At 63.3% G+C, this 15,666-nt stretch carries 16 protein-coding genes; 13 read left to right on the top strand and 3 right to left on the bottom strand.

All coding sequences use genetic code 11. From position 1 onward, the window contains the following. Positions 1-23 precede the first annotated feature (23 nt). The 5 genes from ggt to MLD63_RS16915 all read left to right on the top strand — a co-directional run bounded on the left by ggt (position 24) and on the right by MLD63_RS16915 (position 5,391). Positions 24-1,604 (top strand): gamma-glutamyltransferase, encoded by a 1,581-nt coding sequence (ggt, locus tag MLD63_RS16935; protein ID WP_255331089.1) that lies wholly within the window; start codon positions 24-26, stop codon positions 1,602-1,604. 60 nt (positions 1,605-1,664) lie between these two features. Beyond that, positions 1,665-2,642 (top strand): Bug family tripartite tricarboxylate transporter substrate binding protein, encoded by a 978-nt coding sequence (locus tag MLD63_RS16930; RefSeq protein WP_255331088.1) that lies wholly within the window; start codon positions 1,665-1,667, stop codon positions 2,640-2,642. Positions 2,643-2,704: 62 nt separating this feature from the next. Beyond that, positions 2,705-3,175 (top strand): tripartite tricarboxylate transporter TctB family protein, encoded by a 471-nt coding sequence (locus MLD63_RS16925; RefSeq protein WP_255331087.1) that lies wholly within the window; start codon positions 2,705-2,707, stop codon positions 3,173-3,175. A gap of 37 nt (positions 3,176-3,212) precedes the next feature. Next, positions 3,213-4,709, top strand: coding sequence for a tripartite tricarboxylate transporter permease (locus tag MLD63_RS16920; protein WP_255331086.1), 1,497 nt, complete (start codon positions 3,213-3,215; stop codon positions 4,707-4,709). A gap of 88 nt (positions 4,710-4,797) precedes the next feature. Continuing rightward, on the top strand, positions 4,798-5,391 hold the full coding sequence (locus tag MLD63_RS16915) for a CAP domain-containing protein (protein WP_255331085.1): 594 nt from the start codon (positions 4,798-4,800) through the stop codon (positions 5,389-5,391). Positions 5,392-5,819: 428 nt separating this feature from the next. Here MLD63_RS16915 and MLD63_RS16910 read toward each other — a convergent pair whose 3' ends face one another. Next, on the bottom strand, positions 5,820-6,191 hold the full coding sequence (locus MLD63_RS16910) for an aldehyde dehydrogenase family protein (RefSeq protein ID WP_255331145.1): 372 nt from the start codon (positions 6,189-6,191) through the stop codon (positions 5,820-5,822). A gap of 615 nt (positions 6,192-6,806) precedes the next feature. Between MLD63_RS16910 and MLD63_RS16905 the strand changes: the two genes are divergently transcribed. Continuing rightward, entirely contained in the window at positions 6,807-7,055 is a 249-nt protein-coding gene (locus tag MLD63_RS16905) for a helix-turn-helix transcriptional regulator (RefSeq protein ID WP_255331084.1), read from the top strand. A 486-nt stretch (positions 7,056-7,541) separates the two neighbouring features. Here the strand turns inward: MLD63_RS16905 and MLD63_RS16900 are convergent, their stop codons facing one another. Continuing rightward, positions 7,542-7,976 carry a MerR family transcriptional regulator gene (locus MLD63_RS16900; RefSeq protein ID WP_255331083.1) on the bottom strand — a complete coding sequence of 145 codons (435 nt, stop codon included), beginning with the start codon at positions 7,974-7,976 and terminating at the stop codon, positions 7,542-7,544. A gap of 89 nt (positions 7,977-8,065) precedes the next feature. Between MLD63_RS16900 and MLD63_RS16895 the strand changes: the two genes are divergently transcribed. Further along, on the top strand, positions 8,066-10,297 hold the full coding sequence (locus tag MLD63_RS16895; RefSeq protein WP_255331082.1) for a heavy metal translocating P-type ATPase: 2,232 nt from the start codon (positions 8,066-8,068) through the stop codon (positions 10,295-10,297). 27 nt (positions 10,298-10,324) lie between these two features. On the opposite strand, the gene MLD63_RS16890 is transcribed toward MLD63_RS16895, so the two are convergent. Further along, complete coding sequence (locus MLD63_RS16890; RefSeq protein WP_439957688.1) at positions 10,325-10,732, bottom strand: c-type cytochrome; 408 nt, start codon at positions 10,730-10,732, stop codon at positions 10,325-10,327. 147 nt (positions 10,733-10,879) lie between these two features. On the opposite strand from MLD63_RS16890, the gene MLD63_RS16885 reads away from it, so the two are divergent. From MLD63_RS16885 to MLD63_RS16860, 6 genes are all read left to right on the top strand, one after another. Then, the gene (locus MLD63_RS16885; protein ID WP_210310521.1) at positions 10,880-11,260 is read left to right on the top strand and encodes a hypothetical protein; all 381 of its coding nucleotides are present in this window, start codon (positions 10,880-10,882) and stop codon (positions 11,258-11,260) included. Between the two features lie 73 nt (positions 11,261-11,333). After that, the gene (locus tag MLD63_RS16880; RefSeq protein ID WP_189426713.1) at positions 11,334-12,881 is read left to right on the top strand and encodes a multicopper oxidase family protein; all 1,548 of its coding nucleotides are present in this window, start codon (positions 11,334-11,336) and stop codon (positions 12,879-12,881) included. A 122-nt stretch (positions 12,882-13,003) separates the two neighbouring features. After that, positions 13,004-13,132, top strand: a complete 129-nt coding sequence (locus MLD63_RS16875) for a hypothetical protein (protein ID WP_255331081.1) — start codon at positions 13,004-13,006, stop codon at positions 13,130-13,132. A 16-nt stretch (positions 13,133-13,148) separates the two neighbouring features. Then, entirely contained in the window at positions 13,149-13,538 is a 390-nt protein-coding gene (locus MLD63_RS16870; RefSeq protein WP_255331080.1) for a DUF302 domain-containing protein, read from the top strand. Between the two features lie 77 nt (positions 13,539-13,615). After that, the gene (locus MLD63_RS16865) at positions 13,616-14,101 is read left to right on the top strand and encodes a DUF305 domain-containing protein (protein ID WP_189426715.1); all 486 of its coding nucleotides are present in this window, start codon (positions 13,616-13,618) and stop codon (positions 14,099-14,101) included. Between the two features lie 186 nt (positions 14,102-14,287). Beyond that, complete coding sequence (locus tag MLD63_RS16860; protein WP_255331079.1) at positions 14,288-15,598, top strand: APC family permease; 1,311 nt, start codon at positions 14,288-14,290, stop codon at positions 15,596-15,598. Positions 15,599-15,666 lie beyond the last annotated feature (68 nt).

Here is a 15,666-nt window from a genome sequence, read left to right as displayed (position 1 = left end):
GTCAGGCCGCAAGAGGAGTATCTATGAGAGATTTTCAACTTCCAGGCAGATCCCCCGTCCTGGGATTGAACGGAGCGGTCGCGACGTCGCACCCTCTGGCCAGCGCGGTCGCCCTTGAGATGCTGAAGGCTGGCGGACATGCCATGGACGCCGCAATTGCCGCATCCGCGGTTCTGACGGTGGTCGAACCCGGCATGACAGGGATCGGCGGCGACAATTTCACGATCGTCGCGGAAGCGGGCGGCCCGGTGCGCGCCTATAACGGCTCGGGTCGCGCACCCGCGGGTCTGGACGCCGAAGCGGTGCGCGCGGCGCATCGCACGATGCCCCGTTACAGCGCGCATTCGATCACCATTCCCGGCGCCGTCGAGGCCTGGTGCCGCCTTCACGAGACCTATGGCCGCCTTCCGCTTGATCGCCTGATGGCGCCTGCGGTGGCCTTCGCCCGCGACGGGTACGCCATGCACCAGCGCGTCGCCTTCGACTGGACCGCGCAGGTCGAAAAGCTCGGGCGCGACCCGCATGCGGCGGCGGTCATGCTGCCGGGCGGGACTGCGCCCCGGGCAGGATCGGTCCACCGGCAGCCCGCGCTTGCTGCAACGCTTGAGCGTATCGGCCGCGAGGGACGCGACGCGTTCTATCTTGGCTCTGTCGCAGAGGACATGGTCAACCGGCTGAAGGAGCTCGGCGGCAGCCACACGCTGGACGACTTCGCCGAAGCCGAAGGCGAGTGGGTCGAGCCGATCTCGACCACTTATCGTGGTCATGAGCTTCTGGAATGCCCGCCGAACGGTCAGGGTCTGGTTCCGCTGATCATGCTTAACATCCTCTCCGACTACGATCTGGGATCGCTTGACCCGCTGGGTGCAGAGCGGATTCACCTGTTCATCGAAGCCGCCAAGCTGGCCTATGGCGAACGCGACTCGCGCATCGCCGATCCCCGGATGAGCGATGTGCCCGTCGAAACCCTGCTTTCGGCAGACCATGCCGACCAGCTGCGCCGCAGCATCGATCGCGAGAAGGCGGGTCCCACCCCGCCGTCGAGCATGCCGGCAAGCGAGGACACGATCTATCTGTGCGTCGTCGACCGCGATGGAAACGCCGTCAGCTTCATCAATTCGATCTTCGAGAATTTCGGCAGTGGCCTGATGGCGCCGTCCTCGGGGGTCATGTTCCACAATCGCGGCTTCAGCTTCCGGCTGGATCCCGATCATGCCAACACGCTGGCACCCAAAAAGCGGCCGCTGCATACGATCATTCCGGCAATGCTGATCAAGGACGGCGCCGCGGTCGTGCCGTTCGGCGTGATGGGCGCCCATTTCCAGCCCTTCGGTCAAAGCTGGATGCTTTCGAACATGCTTGACCATGGCATGGACATTCAGGAAGCTCAGGATCTGGCCCGGGCCTTCGGATATGCCGGAGAGGTCACGCTCGAACGGGGGATTGCGCCCGATGTCGCTGCGCGACTGGCCGAACTCGGACATCAGGTCTCTGTCGCACCGACACCGCATGGCGGAAGCCAGGGGATCTTCATCGACCGCGAAAGCGGCGTTTTGAGCGCGGGATCGGACCCGCGCAAGGATGGCTGCGCACTTGCCTACTAATCGTCCGCGACAGTCGCACAGCCAATGAGCGCGGAGCAAACCAACAAGGAGAGACACGACATGCTTAAGGGAACCCCTTTCGCCGCCGCGGCGATGATCGCGGTGGGATTGGCAGGCGGGCCGGCCAGCGAGGCGCGCGCGCAATCCTTTCCGGAACAGGAAATCCAGCTGATCATCCCGTTCGGGCCAGGCGGCGCGACCGACATCATCTTCCGGCTGATCGCGGCGGAAGCCGAACAGCATCTCGGGACGACGATCGTGCCGGTCAACATGGCCGGTGCGGGCGCAACGCGGGGGTCACGTCATGTCCTGGAGGCAGAGCCGGACGGCTACACGATCCTTGGCAGCCATGACACGATCGCGCTGTCCAGCCTGGCGGGAATGGTCGATTATTCCTATGACGATTTCGAGCAGGTCGCGCTGCTGACGCAGACGATCAACATTCCGACCGCCAATGCAGAGCATCCGGTCAACAGCGCCGATGAGATCGCGGCCTATGTCGCCGAGAATCCGGGTGACGTGCGGTTCAGCATCATCCCGAGTTCGACGGATCACTTCTTCTGGGCGCAGTTCTTCGACGAGGCGGGGATCGACATGGCCGATGTTCGGCTGGTCGGCTATCCCGATACGGGCGAACAGGTGTCGGGCCTGCTGGCGCAAGAGGTCGATTTCGGCATGTTCAACCTGCCTTCCGCCGGTTCGCATTTCGAATCCGGTGCGCTGAAACCGTTGGGCGTCGCCAATGACGAGCGGCTTGCGGCACTAAGCGAGACGCCGACGCTGCGCGAGATGGGTCTGGAATTCGACCACGCGACAAGCCGCGGCATCTTCGCACCGAAAGGCACGCCGCAGGAACATATCGACGCGATCGCCGCCGCCTTTGAAAAGGCGCTGGAAAACGAAGAGCTTCGCAGCCGCATCGAAAACGAATTCGGCACGAATGTCCGCTTCCTTGCGGGCGACGATTACGAAGCCTTCCTCGACGAGAACGAGACGGCGCTGGCGGCTGCGGCCGAGGGCATCGAGTTCGAAAACTGATGACGTTGGTGGGGCGGTCCGACCGCCCCACCTGACCCTGTTCTGAAAACGGAAAGCTGCCGATGTTCACCCTGACCAAAGACCGCGCCTTCGCATTGGCGGTTCTGGCGCTGGTGGCGACGATGTATGTCGCGTCGCTCGACATTCGCCCTGCCACAAGCTGGCAACCCTACGGCTCGGCGTTCTATCCGCGCCTTCTGCTGGGCGTCGTCGGCCTGCTTGCCGTTCTGCTTCTGATCCGTAGCTTTCTTCCGTCCGCCCCGGTGCAGACGGCGATGATCCCCGCCCTTGTCGCGTTCGTCAGAACCAACCCGCGGGTGCCGGCGCTTTTCCTGGTGTTCGCGGCCTATGTCGCGATGATGCCGGTCACCGGCTATCTGCTGGCGACGATGGGCTTTCTGATCCTGTCCTTCCTGCTGCTGTCCGGATTTTCCAGCAGGCGCATCGCCCTGGTGAGCCTGATCCTGGTCATCGCGGTGCCGCTGATCGTCTTCTTCGTCTTCGAAAACATCCTGTCCATCCGGCTGCCCTGAGGGCGCGCCAGTCAATCCGCGCGGAGGCGATCCAACCATGCCCCAATTCTTCCTCGAAGCCTTTGGTCAGGTCATGTCGCTTCATGTGATCGGGTTGATCGCACTGGGCGTCGTGCTTGGCATCATCGGGGGATCGATCCCCGGCTTCACCGTCACGATGGCCATCCTTGTGGTCTTTCCCTTCACCTTCGCGATGGACCCGGTCGCCGGCGTTTCGCTGATGGTGGGCGTCTTCGTCGGCGGCTATTCCGGCGGTCTTGTCAGCGGGGTCATGCTTGGCATTCCGGGGACGCCCTCCTCCATCACCACGGTCTATGACGGCTACCCCATGGCGCAGAAGGGCGAGCCGGGACGTGCCTTGGGCATCGGCATTCTCGCATCGTTCTTCGGCACGATCATCAGCGTCGCGCTGCTTGTCGTTCTGGGGCCGCTCATCGCGCAGTTCAGCATGAACTTCCGCCCGTGGGAGATCACCGCCCTGATCGTCTTTGCCCTGACCCTTGTGGCAAGCCTGTCCGCCGGTGCCATGCTGAAGGGCCTGATCGCGGCCGGCCTGGGCCTGCTGGTCACCACCGTCGGCTACGACCGCAACAGCAACCTGCGCTTCGATTTCGGCTTCACCAGCCTCGAATCCGGCCTTCAGGTCCTGCCCGTTCTGGTCGGCGTGTTCGCCTTCTCGCAGCTTTTGGGCAACCTCGAGGAAAAGCCGTCGGGACCCGCAAACGACCCGGTGAACCGAAGCGTCAGCATTCCTTATGGTCTGATCTTGCGCGACATGGCGGGGCAGAAGTTCAACATCCTGCGCTCTTCGCTGATCGGCGCCCTTGTCGGCGCCCTGCCCGGCACCGGCGGGACGGTCGCGAATTTCGTCAGCTACGATCAGGCCAAGAAGATGGCCCGCCGGCCGGAGGAATTCGGAACCGGCATCCCCGGCGGCATCGTCGCGTCCGAGGCCTCGAACAGCGCTGTTGCGGGCGGGGCGTTCATCCCGACACTGGCGCTTGGGATCCCCGGCGACCTGCCGATGGCAATCATGATGGGTGTCCTGATCCTGCACGGCATCAATCCCGGCCCGCTGATGTTCGAGGAGAACGCGGTGCTCGTCGGCTCGATCTATGTCAGCCTGCTGGTCGCGGCGGTGGTCATGGTCCTTGCCAACTTCGCACTTGTGCGCTGGTTCGCAAAGATCTCGCTGATCCCGCAGCGGATCCTTGCACCCGTCGTCCTGGTTCTCTGCGCGGTCGGTTCCTTTGCGCTGAACAACAACCTCTTCGATGTCTGGGTGCTCTTCGGGTTCGGCGTCGTCGGCTACCTGCTGTGGAAGGCCGGTGTGCCGCTGACGCCGCTGATCCTGGGTGTCGTGCTTGGCGAAAACTTCGAGGCTCAGTTGTTCCGTGCGCTTGAACTGGACGACAGTTGGCTGACATTCGTGACGCGCCCGATCTCGGCCACGCTGCTGGCTCTGGCTGTCCTATCGGTCGTCGTCGCGGTGATGCAGAACCGGCGGGGCGCGCGGGAAGCGGTCAAGGAGTAAGCCTGCGGTGCGCCCCCGTCGGGCGCGCTGAAGCCACCGACACACGCTGACATGCGATTTATCAACGGCGACCCGGCACAATCTTTGGTTGTGTCAGCTTGAATGCTGCTCCATGATTAATGGTATCAAGGAGAGCGGTTTAATGAATCAAGGCATTTTCAGGGCATTTACTGCCTGCGCATTCCTTTCAGTTGCAGCCAGTTGTTCATCGACGGTGACGCCTAATCGGGATACCGGCCCGCACGACGTCAAGGCGTCGCCCCCCGGCAAAGCGCAATGTTTCGGTCCGAATTCGGCCGAACAGGCAATGGGCGTTCAGGCCACGAACCGGGCACGGTCCAGCGCCGGCCTTCCCTCGGTCAAGGCAGATGGCGCCCTGGCGCGCGCCGCGGCCGCCCATGCCTGCGACATGGCCGAGCGGGGCATCATGACCCATACCGGCAGTTCCACCTCGGGACCGTCGGCACGTGTCAAAAAGCTTGGCTACGCTCCGCGGGTGACCGCGGAAAATATCGCCGCGGGACCATATAGCGCCGCACAGGCTTTCGCGGCGTGGAATGGATCGAGCGGGCATTTGCAGAATATCCTCATTCCGCAGATGCGCGATTTCGGTGTCGGCAGCGCGGTCGGATCCGATGGAAAGACCGTTTATTGGGCTGCCGTCTATGCGGCGCGCCGCTGAAGGTTGATCCGGACCCGCGCTGGTCTTTTGTCTTATTTGTTGCCGAAAAGGACAGCTTCTCTGATCGCGTCGAAGGTCTTAGGTCTCGGATAGTGTTTAAGGTTGAGTCTCATGTTACGATTTTCTCTGTGTCTCGTCGTCCTTCTGGCAGCTTGCACCAAAGAAGCCGGACCCTGCGCCCAGGGCTGCATCAGCACGCTGGTGGAATGGGAAAACGGGTACGCGCCGTCCGGGCTGAAGTAAGCCTGACCTTGGTGTCTGGCGCTGCGCATGGCGCAAGACGAGGCTGAAGCCGCGAAACGCGCGCCGATGCCTGCGCACGACAGGTTGGATACAACGCCACCCCTGATCGTGCTCACGTCAGCGCGAAACTGGGTCGAGGCGGCGGGGCCGATTGGCCCACACCGCAGCCTATCAGGAAACGCCCCTCACACCGCCATCTGCGTGACGAACTTCGTCACCATATATGCGTCGATCGCCTCGGACCCGCCCTCGGTCCCGTAACCGGAATCGCGGATGCCGCCAAAGGGCACTTCCGGCAGCGCAAGGCCGATATGGTTGATCGTCATCATGCCCGCCTCGACCTCTTGCGCCAGTCGCTGCATCGTTTCGGCAGAGCGGGTGAAGGCATAGGATGCAAGACCGAAGGGCAGCCGGTTCGCTTCCTCGATGGCATCGTCGAGCGTCCCGAACCGGTTAACGACGGCGATCGGTCCGAAGGGCTCTTCGTGCATGATCCGCGCGGACAGCGGGACGTCGGCCAGCACCGTCGGCGCGAAGAAATTGCCGTTGTTGCCGATCCGCTCGCCGAACCGGCATTATCGAGGCAACCGGAATTCCGGTATTTTCGGTAACGTCACGACTTAAATCGTCTCTGTGCAGTCAAACCAGAGTCGATAGGGATCATGTCGGCACGCGGCACTTTCCGAGCTGGAATTAAGATTGCGAATCAGTCTCTAGTCGTTCCAGAGATCACCAAACGCAACCGCATGGGTTTTGCTCAAGGTGGCTCGCACATGGCCAGCAGGTTAGATGCAATAGCGGACCCGCTTTATGCCGGGCCGCTTCTTTAACCGAAATCCGACTACCTTTCTGCTCTCGTCCGAGAAGAAGCTGCAAGGCGTGCTGCTATTCGGTGCGCAAGTGAAGCCTGCCCTCGCCGACGCCTCTTTCTTGACCAGCGTTCGCTGGCCTCGGAAGCGATATCCACAAGAACATAACAGCAAGACTGCAGTTCCCGTTTCAGCCTCTACGCCCTGATCGCTATATTGTCCGTGCTGCGAAGGAAGACGCCTGCGCAGCCGCCGCTTCGGCAGCCGCACAAGCGAGAGTCTCGACACCTCTTTCTCTGCGTCCGGACGGCGATTGAGTCAACCGGTATTCGACCCGCATTGGGTCGGGCGAAAGAGGATGGAATGATGAGGAAAGACAATCGCGTCGCGGGTGAAGACCTGCGCCTTATCAACAAGAATGAACTCTGCAAGATGCTCGCAGCGAGCGAGGCATCTGTCGACCGCTGGCTGCGCTCTGATCCGAGCTTCCCTCAGCCCCGCCGACTTGGGCCTGGCTCGATCCGCTGGGTGCAAGGCGAAGTGATCGGCTTTATCGAACAGCTCGCAAAGGTGGAATACGAGGATCACGCCTTCTCGCCGGATCTCGGTTGATGACTGTCAAGTTCGAGATGAGTCTCCACGCGCATGATGCGGCTCTCGTCTTGGAAGACATGCGCCAGCGAGGGCTCGGCAAGAAGGAGGTGCAGCTGCGCGACTGTCTTCTCGCCGGTCCCGCTGATCGGTCGAATGAGCTTGCGACCGTGTCGGGCACGGTCGGGATTTTTTTAGGAGGCCCTACAATGGCCAGACGCTCCGCCCTATATTGTCACGCAGGGTAGGATCACCCTATCTCATCAGGCCAAATGCTACCCATCTGCTACCGCAGAAATTCTGGCCGGAGAAAAGATATTAAACATTAGGCCGATACGAAGGAAGAATGGCGGAGGGAATGGGCCTGACCTCCAACCTTCTCCACTTCAAGTCATTGATATTGTTGATCCGCCTGAGCTGCCAACAAGCCGATTGCAGCATCAGTCGAAAAGCCCGCAGGTTCGGCCAAAGCCGCGGCGGCATAGATTGCCATAGTCGACAATGCTCTCACCCAACTGCCTCGGAAGTCCTGTGGTCCTGCGCGCAGTGTGAATGGTCGCCGATCACCTCGATGATCCGGCAGTCGGCGATGGTCCCCTGCGCACACTGGGTAATCATCCGCTCCAGCTCCGCCTTCAGCGCCGTCAGACGCGCGATGCGCGCCTCCACCGCGGCAAGCTGGTCCTTCGCAATGATGTCGGCGGCTGCACACGACTGGTCCGGTCGGTCGGAAAGGCTCAGGAGGTCGCGGATCGCCTCCAACGGAAACCCTAGCTCGCGGGAGTGGCGAATGAAGGCCAGCCGTTCCAGCGCGGACTTCCCGTAGAGCCGCTGGTTCCCGGCGCTCCGCTCGGGCTCCGGCAGGAGCCCGATCTGCTCATAGTAGCGGATCGTCGGCACCTTCACCCCGGCCGCGTCGCCCAATTTTCCAATGGTGAGCATCAGATGCCTCTTGAACCTCTAGCTGCTAGAGACTTCAGGTTTCCGATGCGAGAATAACAAGAGCCGCGTGCTGCGAGTGGAAGGACAAGATGACGACGAGCGATGGAGCAAGTTGCGAGTGGACGGTCACCGGCATGGATTGCGGGGCTTGCGCGGGCAAGGTCCGGACTGCGGTCGAGCGTCTGCCGGGTGTAAGCCAGGTCGAGGTTGCCCTGATGACGGAGCGGCTGCGCGTCACGCTAGATGAGGGGCAGACCACGCGCGAGCGCGTCGAGGCGGTGGTCCGGTCAGTCGGAGACGGCATCGCTCCGAAAGGGACTGTACCCGCGCGCAAGGGCTTCGTACTGCCCGAAAGCGGACGTCCTGCCACCGGCAGCGGTGCCGCCTTCGAAGACCAGCCCGCGCGCGCTCCCGAAGGCATCGTAGCCGGCGGCTCCATCGCGCGTTCGCTGCCATGGCATCGGACTAGGAAGGGGCGTCTTGTCATTGGCACCGGGCTGCTGCTCGTCGTCGCCTGGGCTGTGAACCTTCTGGCGTCGGACGAAGTCGCGCGCTGGGCATTCGTCCTCGCGACGCTGATCGGGGTTGCGCCCATCGCGCGGAGGGCTTTCAGCGCTGCCCATGCGGGCATGCCCTTCACCATCGAAATGCTGATGACCATCGCCGCGACCGGAGCGCTGTTCATCAATGCCGACGAAGAGGCCGCGCTGGTCGTGTTCCTCTTTGCCATGGGCGAGGTGCTTGAAGGTGTCGCTGCGAACAAGGCCCGCGACGGGATTCGAAGCCTCGCCAGTCTCGTGCCGAAGACGGCGCTGCTGGAAGTGGATGGGAGAACCCGCGAAGTGCCCGCCGAGGCGCTTGCGATCGGGCAGATCGTGCTCGTGCGTCCTGGTGCTCGTATCCCTGCAGATGGAGAGGTGATCGACGGTATCTCAGGCGTGGACGAGAGCCCGGTCACGGGCGAGAGCGTGCCGAAACCGAAGGAGCCGGGCGACGCGGTGTTCGCAGGTTCGATCAACACCGAGGCCGCGCTGCGCGTGCAGGTCACGAAGGCGGCCGAGGACAACACGATCTCCCGCATCATCCGTCTGGTCGAGGAAGCCGAGAGTGCCCGCGCACCGACCGAGCGTTTCATCGACCGCTTCAGCCGCGTCTACATGCCTGCCGTGGTCGGGGTCGCGCTGCTGGTCGCCATCGTCCCGCCGCTCGCTTTCGCGCAGGCCTGGGATGTCTGGATCTACCGCGCGCTCGCACTGCTCCTCATCGGCTGTCCCTGCGCCCTCGTGATCTCGGTGCCGGCCTCCATCGCCTCGGCGCTCTCCTCGGGCTCGCGCCGTGGTCTGCTGATGAAGGGTGGCGCGGTCATCGAGGCGGCGGCCCGGATCACGGATGTTGCGTTCGACAAGACGGGCACGCTGACCCTCGGTCGTCCCCGGGTGACGGACGTGGTCCCCCTCGGCGGGACGGAGACTGAGGTTCTGTCGCTGGCCGCCGCAGTCGAATCCGGGTCGAGCCACCCGCTGGCGGCGGCGATCCTTGCGCGCGCACAGGCTGACGGCGCCCCGTCGCTGCCGGCTTCCGCAGCCAGGGCGCTGCCCGGAAAGGGAGCGGAGGCGGTGATCGGTGGCGAACCTGCATGGGTAGCCTCGCCACGGTTCGCTGGAACCAGCGGCGTCATGAACGATGAGGTCAGCCATATTGCGGCCCGTCTCGAAGAAGAGGGCAAGACCGTCGTGGCAGTCTTCCGACCGGGCCGACTGATCGGGCTGATCGCTCTTCGCGACGAGCCGCGCGAGGATGCGGCGGAGGCGGTGCGTCAGCTTCGCACGCTCGGTATCCGCTCGGTCATGCTCACCGGCGACAATGCCCGTACCGCCGCCGCGATCGCAGGCCATGTGAGAATCGAGCACCGCGCCGAACTGATGCCCGAGGACAAGGTCGCCGCAATCCGCGAGATGGTGGCGAATGGTCGGGTCCTCATGGTCGGCGACGGCATCAACGACGCCCCGGCCCTGGCCTCAGCGCATGTCGGCGTGGCCATGGGATCCGGAACCGATGTGGCACTCGAGACCGCCGACGCCGCGATCCTGCGCAACCGGGTCACGGACGTTGCCGGCAAGATCAGGCTCGCCCGCGCCACCATGACGAATATCCACCAGAACGTGGCGATCGCGCTTGGTCTGAAAGCGGTCTTCCTCGTGACCACCGTCCTCGGGATCACCGGACTCTGGATCGCGATCCTCGCCGACACCGGGGCGACGGTGCTGGTGACGCTCAACGCGTTGCGGCTCCTTGCCTTCAACCCGGATCGCGAGATGTGAGACGCTTTCACCCCTTCGCTGCGGTGTTCACTCGCCCCTCGTTACCGCCTGTTGGTATCCGCGCTCTCGCTCCGGCCAGCTGCTCTTGATGTAAGCGAGGACGGCCCGGATCTCCGGATCACCCAGCACGTCTGCGAAGGCTGGCATGTCGCTCTCATACCCGCCACCGACGATGGCGGCCGTACCTTTCTTGACGATGCGGAACAGCATGTCGTCGGGATGGTGCCAGGTGTGGCCGCTGGCGTCATGCGGTGGCGCCGGCAACCGGCCGGACGGTAGCGGCGAGCGCCAGTCGGGCTGGCCCTCCAGATCCGCACCATGGCAGGCGGCGCACTGATCTGCATAGACCTGCCGCCCCTGCGCGATCACCTCCGCCGACACGACGGCATCGGATGCAGTGCCGGGAAAGAGTCGATCGCTAAAAAGAGCGACGATCAGACCTCCGACGAGCAATCCCACCACCACAATATTTCGAACGCCATATCTCAAGATTTCGGGCCCCGATCACGACAGAAGGTCATTGGCCTCACGTAGAGGTGCAGGTTTGCCAGACGCCTGCCTTCGGCGACAATGGACATTCTCGTGAGCAGTACCTATTTTGCCAGCATGATCCGCCGTCTCGCCACCTTGCTTGCCATACTCGCGATCACCGTGGTGACGAGCCTCGCCTCTGCGCATGCTGCGCGCATGAGTTCTGGCGTGGATCGTGAATCGCATGTCGCAGGCATGGTGCATTCGTCGGACATTGCGGAACGCACCTGTGACGCCGGACAGCACTGTGGCGCGGCCGATGCCGGGATGTGCGAGTTCGTCTGTGCGGGTCTTTCGGCCTTCCTGATATCGCCAACCGGCGAATCCGGACGGGCCCACGGTCCTGCCCGGCATGACCTTCCGTCCGAGGCAAGTCCCGTCAGCCGCGCGCCGGGGCTGAACGAACGACCTCCCAAGCTCCGTCTCCTCTGAGCGCGCCCGGGCCGGTGCCCGTGGCGTCCCATCGGTTTTGATGAACGGGACCTAAGGTCCCGAGGAGACGACCATGAATACCCTTTCACGACGCGGCTTTCTCGCCGCCAGTGCGGCAGCCATTGCCGCAGCTCAGATGCCCCGCCTTGCGTTTGCCCAGACCGGGGCGGCGATCAGCCTCTCGGCCGCCACACGGACGCTCGACATCGACGGACGCGCGGCCACTGTCTTTGGCCTTGCCGGTCCCGGCGGTCAGGGCCTGGTGCTCGACCCCGGCCAGAGGTTCCGGGTCGATCTGACCAACGATCTCGATGTGGGCACCATCATCCACTGGCATGGCCAGATCCCGCCCAATGTGCAGGACGGCGTGCCGGACATGCCGATGCCGCTGCTCGCCCCGGGAGAGACCCGGTCATACGATTTCGAGGCGCGGCCGGGCACCCACTGGATGCACAGCCATGTGCCGATCCAGGAGATGCGGCTGCTCGCCGCGCCGCTGATCGTGCGCTCGCAGGAGGATATCGCTGCCGACAGGCAGGAAGTCGTGATGTTCCTGCATGATTTCTCCTTCAAGACCCCGGAGGAGGTTCTGGCGGAGATCAGCGGCGGGCACGGCGCAGGTCATGCCGCCGCCGCCGAAGCGAGCCCCAGACAGGGCGTGCCCATGGAGGGGCTGGGCGGGATGCCGGGCATGGGGCATGGCGGTATGGGGCACGGCGCCATGGGCGGCATGGCGATGGGCAATATGCCTGAAATGGGCGGGATGATGGGCATGGGCGGCCAGATGGGCGGCATGGCCATGGACCTGAACGACCATGACTGGGACGCCTATCTCGCCAACGACCGGACCCTGTCGGACCCCGAGGTCGTGCAGGTCGAGCGTGGCGGGCGCATCCGGCTACGCGTGATCAACGCCGCCGCGGCGACGGTGTTCTGGATCGACAGCGGGGCGGCCGAGGCACGCCTCGTTGCGGTGGACGGCCACGCCGTCCAGCCTATCGCGGGCAACCGGTTCGGGCTGGCGATGGGCCAGCGTCTGGACATCGAGATCGACCTGCCGAAGGAAGGCGGCGCCTGGCCGATCCTCGCGTTGCGCGAAGGCGCGCGGGAGCGCACCGGCCTGATCCTCGCCACGCAGGGTGCCGAGGTTCGGCGTCTCGATCCCCTTGCGGAGTCAGAAGCGCCCGCTTTCGACACCGATCTGGCACAGGAGGCACGCCTTGTCGCTCTGAACGCCCTGCCGGACCGGCCGGTGGATCGCAGCCAGATGCTGATGCTGGGCGGCGCGATGCAGCCCTATGTCTGGACGATCAACGGCGCCATCTGGGGCCAGCACCAGCCGATCACCGCACGCAGCGGCGAGCGGGTCGTGCTGTCGTTTCACAACATGTCGATGATGGCCCACCCGATGCATCTGCACGGGCATGTGTTCCAGGTCGTCGGCCTGAACGGGAGGCGTGTCGCCGGTGCCTTGCGCGACACGGTCCACGTGCCACCGATGTCGATGGTCGATGTCGCCCTCGATGCCGGCGAGGCCGCCCACTGGATGCTGCACTGTCACCACATGCCGCACCTCGCAAGCGGGATGATGACCGAGTTCGCGGTCACGGCGTCCGTCTGATCCGGCCGGGGCGTTCGGATAGGGCGCCCCCATAGCGGCCCCAAACCGTGCCGGGCTGACGGCCGATGCCGCAAGAGCAGATCACACGGTGCACCTTGCAGCAGGAAAACCAGGAGGATGAGATGATGAACTGGAACGACATGGGCCCCGGAATGGGTTTCAGAATGGGGTTAGGCTGGCTTTTCGGCCTGCTGATCCTCGTGCTGCTGGTTTTGGCAATAGCGGCGCTGATCAAATACCTCCGGAAATGAAGGAAAGGACTTTTCAATGGCTTACACAATCAATCGCATGGTTCCGGGCACCGGGATCGACGATGTCGATGCGCGAACGCGCAAGGCGCTCGCAGATCATGGCTTCGGCGTGCTGACCGAGATCGACGTCAAGGCGACGATGAAAAAGAAGCTCGATGTCGAGATGTCGCCCTATCGCATCCTCGGAGCCTGCAATCCGAAGATGGCGCATCGGGCGATCGGGATCGAACCTCGGGTGGGCGCGATGCTGCCCTGCAACGTCATCCTACGCCAAGTCAATGGCGGCGGCGTGGAGGTCAGCGCGGTCGACCCCGTGGCCTCGATGCAGGCGATCGAGAACGCCGAACTGACCGCCGTGGCGGGCGAGGTCCGAGACCTTCTGGCGAAGGCGGTCGAGGCGATCTGAGATGAGCCTTTGCGATTCTTGGGATCACTCTGCTCGGGGTGTCAAAACGGCAATAATATTTGATCAGGAGCTGGAATATGAACTACGGACGTTTCCTTGCAATGATCGCGACTTCGACGGTCGTGATGTTTGGATTGATGTATCTCAACACCTACGCACTCGACCATATATTCTTCTCGCAGACGCGCATGTGGATGGCGATCTATATGGGTGCGGTGATGGCGATCATCATGCTCGCTTTCATGCTGGGCATGTATTCCAATAAGCGGCTCAATCTCGCGATCTTCGCCGGAGCTGCTGTAACCTTCGCCCTGTCGCTCTGGCTTGTCCGAAGCCAGGAGACTGTCGACGACCTCGCCTGGATGCGGGCGATGATCCCGCACCATTCCATTGCCATCCTGACCAGCGAGCGGGCCGATATCTCGGACCCGAGGGTCAGGGCACTGGCAGATGCAATCATCGAAGCGCAGCGAAGCGAAATTGCCGAGATGAAGAGTTACATCGCAGACATCGAGGCGAACGGCGAGGCACCCGCGGGCACACCCCGAGCCGAACTTGAATGACGCCCATGAACCGAAAGGAACGTCAGTAGCCGACACGATCAACCGGCTTCCGGCTTGCGCATTTCCGCGGTGAGACGCCAGCGGAGACCTAGGCCGCGCCACGTGGGCTGTGCTCGCCCTCGGGCTCGTCACGGGGTTGCCGCTGCTTTGGGTGGCAATGCGGAGAGGGCCTGAAAAGGAAAATCGATGACAAAAAGCGATTACGAGAAGAACAGCATCACCCTCCTCGGCGCCATCGCCATGGGGACCGGTGTGATGATCGGCGCGGGCATCTTCGCGCTGACCGGCCAGATCGCCGAGCTTGCCGGGCCGCTCTTCCCGCTCTCGTTCGTCGTCGGCGCCATCGTGACCGCATTCAGCGCTTACACGTATATCAAGATGTCGAACGCCTATCCGTCGGCGGGCGGCATCGCGATGATCCTGGAAAAGGCCTATGGCCCGACGACAGTGGCGGCAGGCGCCTCGCTCCTGATGGCGCTGTCGATGGTCATCAACGAAAGCCTCGTCGCGCGGACCTTCGGCACCTATACGCTACGGGCATGCGGCGGCGACCCGGAGAGCGTTCTCGTCCCGATTCTTGGCGTTGGGCTGATCGTTTTCGCCTATCTCGTGAACGTCTCGGGCAACCGGTCAGTCGGGCTGTTCTCCATTGTCATGGCCGTGCTGAAGGTGGGCGGCATCGCGCTGTTCGGTGTTTCCGCGCTTTGGGCCAGCGGTCTGTCGTTCGAGGCGACGGGCGGAGACGCGAGCGCCACCGGCTTCGTGGCGTCGGTCGCGCTGTCGATCCTGGCCTTCAAGGGCTTCACGACAATCACGAACAGCGGCGCAGAGGTCACCGACCCGCACCGCAACGTCGGTCGGGCCATCATTCTGTCCATCGCGATCTGCGTCGTCGTCTATCTGCTTGTCGCCTTCGCCGTCGGCTCCAGCCTGCCGCTCGACCGCATCGTCGCCGCGAAGGATTATGCACTGGCCGAGGCAGCCCGGCCCGCCCTCGGACAGACCGGCTTCTACCTGACGGTGGCGCTGGCGCTGGTCGCCACGGCGTCGGGTCTGATCGCCAGCGTATTCGCGGTCTCGCGGATGCTGGCGAAGCTGACCGACATGAAGATGATCCCGCATAGCCATTTCGGGATGCCGGGAAGGATCAAGGACCATACGCTCGTCTACACGGTCGTAATCGCTGGCTTCCTGACGGTCTTCTTCGATCTCAGCCGGATCGCCTCGCTTGGCGCCTTCTTCTACCTGGTGATGGACATCATCATCCACTTCGGTGTGTTCCGGCATCTGCGCGAGAAGATCGGCGCGCAGGGCTGGGTGCTGCTGACTGCCATCGTGCTCGATGTCGTGGTGCTGGCGGCCTTCGCCGCGATGAAATGGCAATCCGATCCGCTGATTGTCGTGATCGGCATCGTCGGCATGGCACTGGTGTTCCTGTTTGTCCGGGTCTTCCTGGCGCGTAACCCGATCAAAACGGGGAAACACACTCACCATTAAGAAATAGCTTGAGCCTCCAGCGGGAGGAAACCTCAGGTTGAAACAAATCAGATGAAAGTTGGCAAAAC

Origin of the sequence: Paracoccus albicereus, assembly GCF_024359525.1 — a bacterium.
Taxonomy (GTDB): domain Bacteria; phylum Pseudomonadota; class Alphaproteobacteria; order Rhodobacterales; family Rhodobacteraceae; genus Paracoccus; species Paracoccus albicereus.
This window is presented reverse-complemented; position numbering and strand designations above follow the sequence as displayed.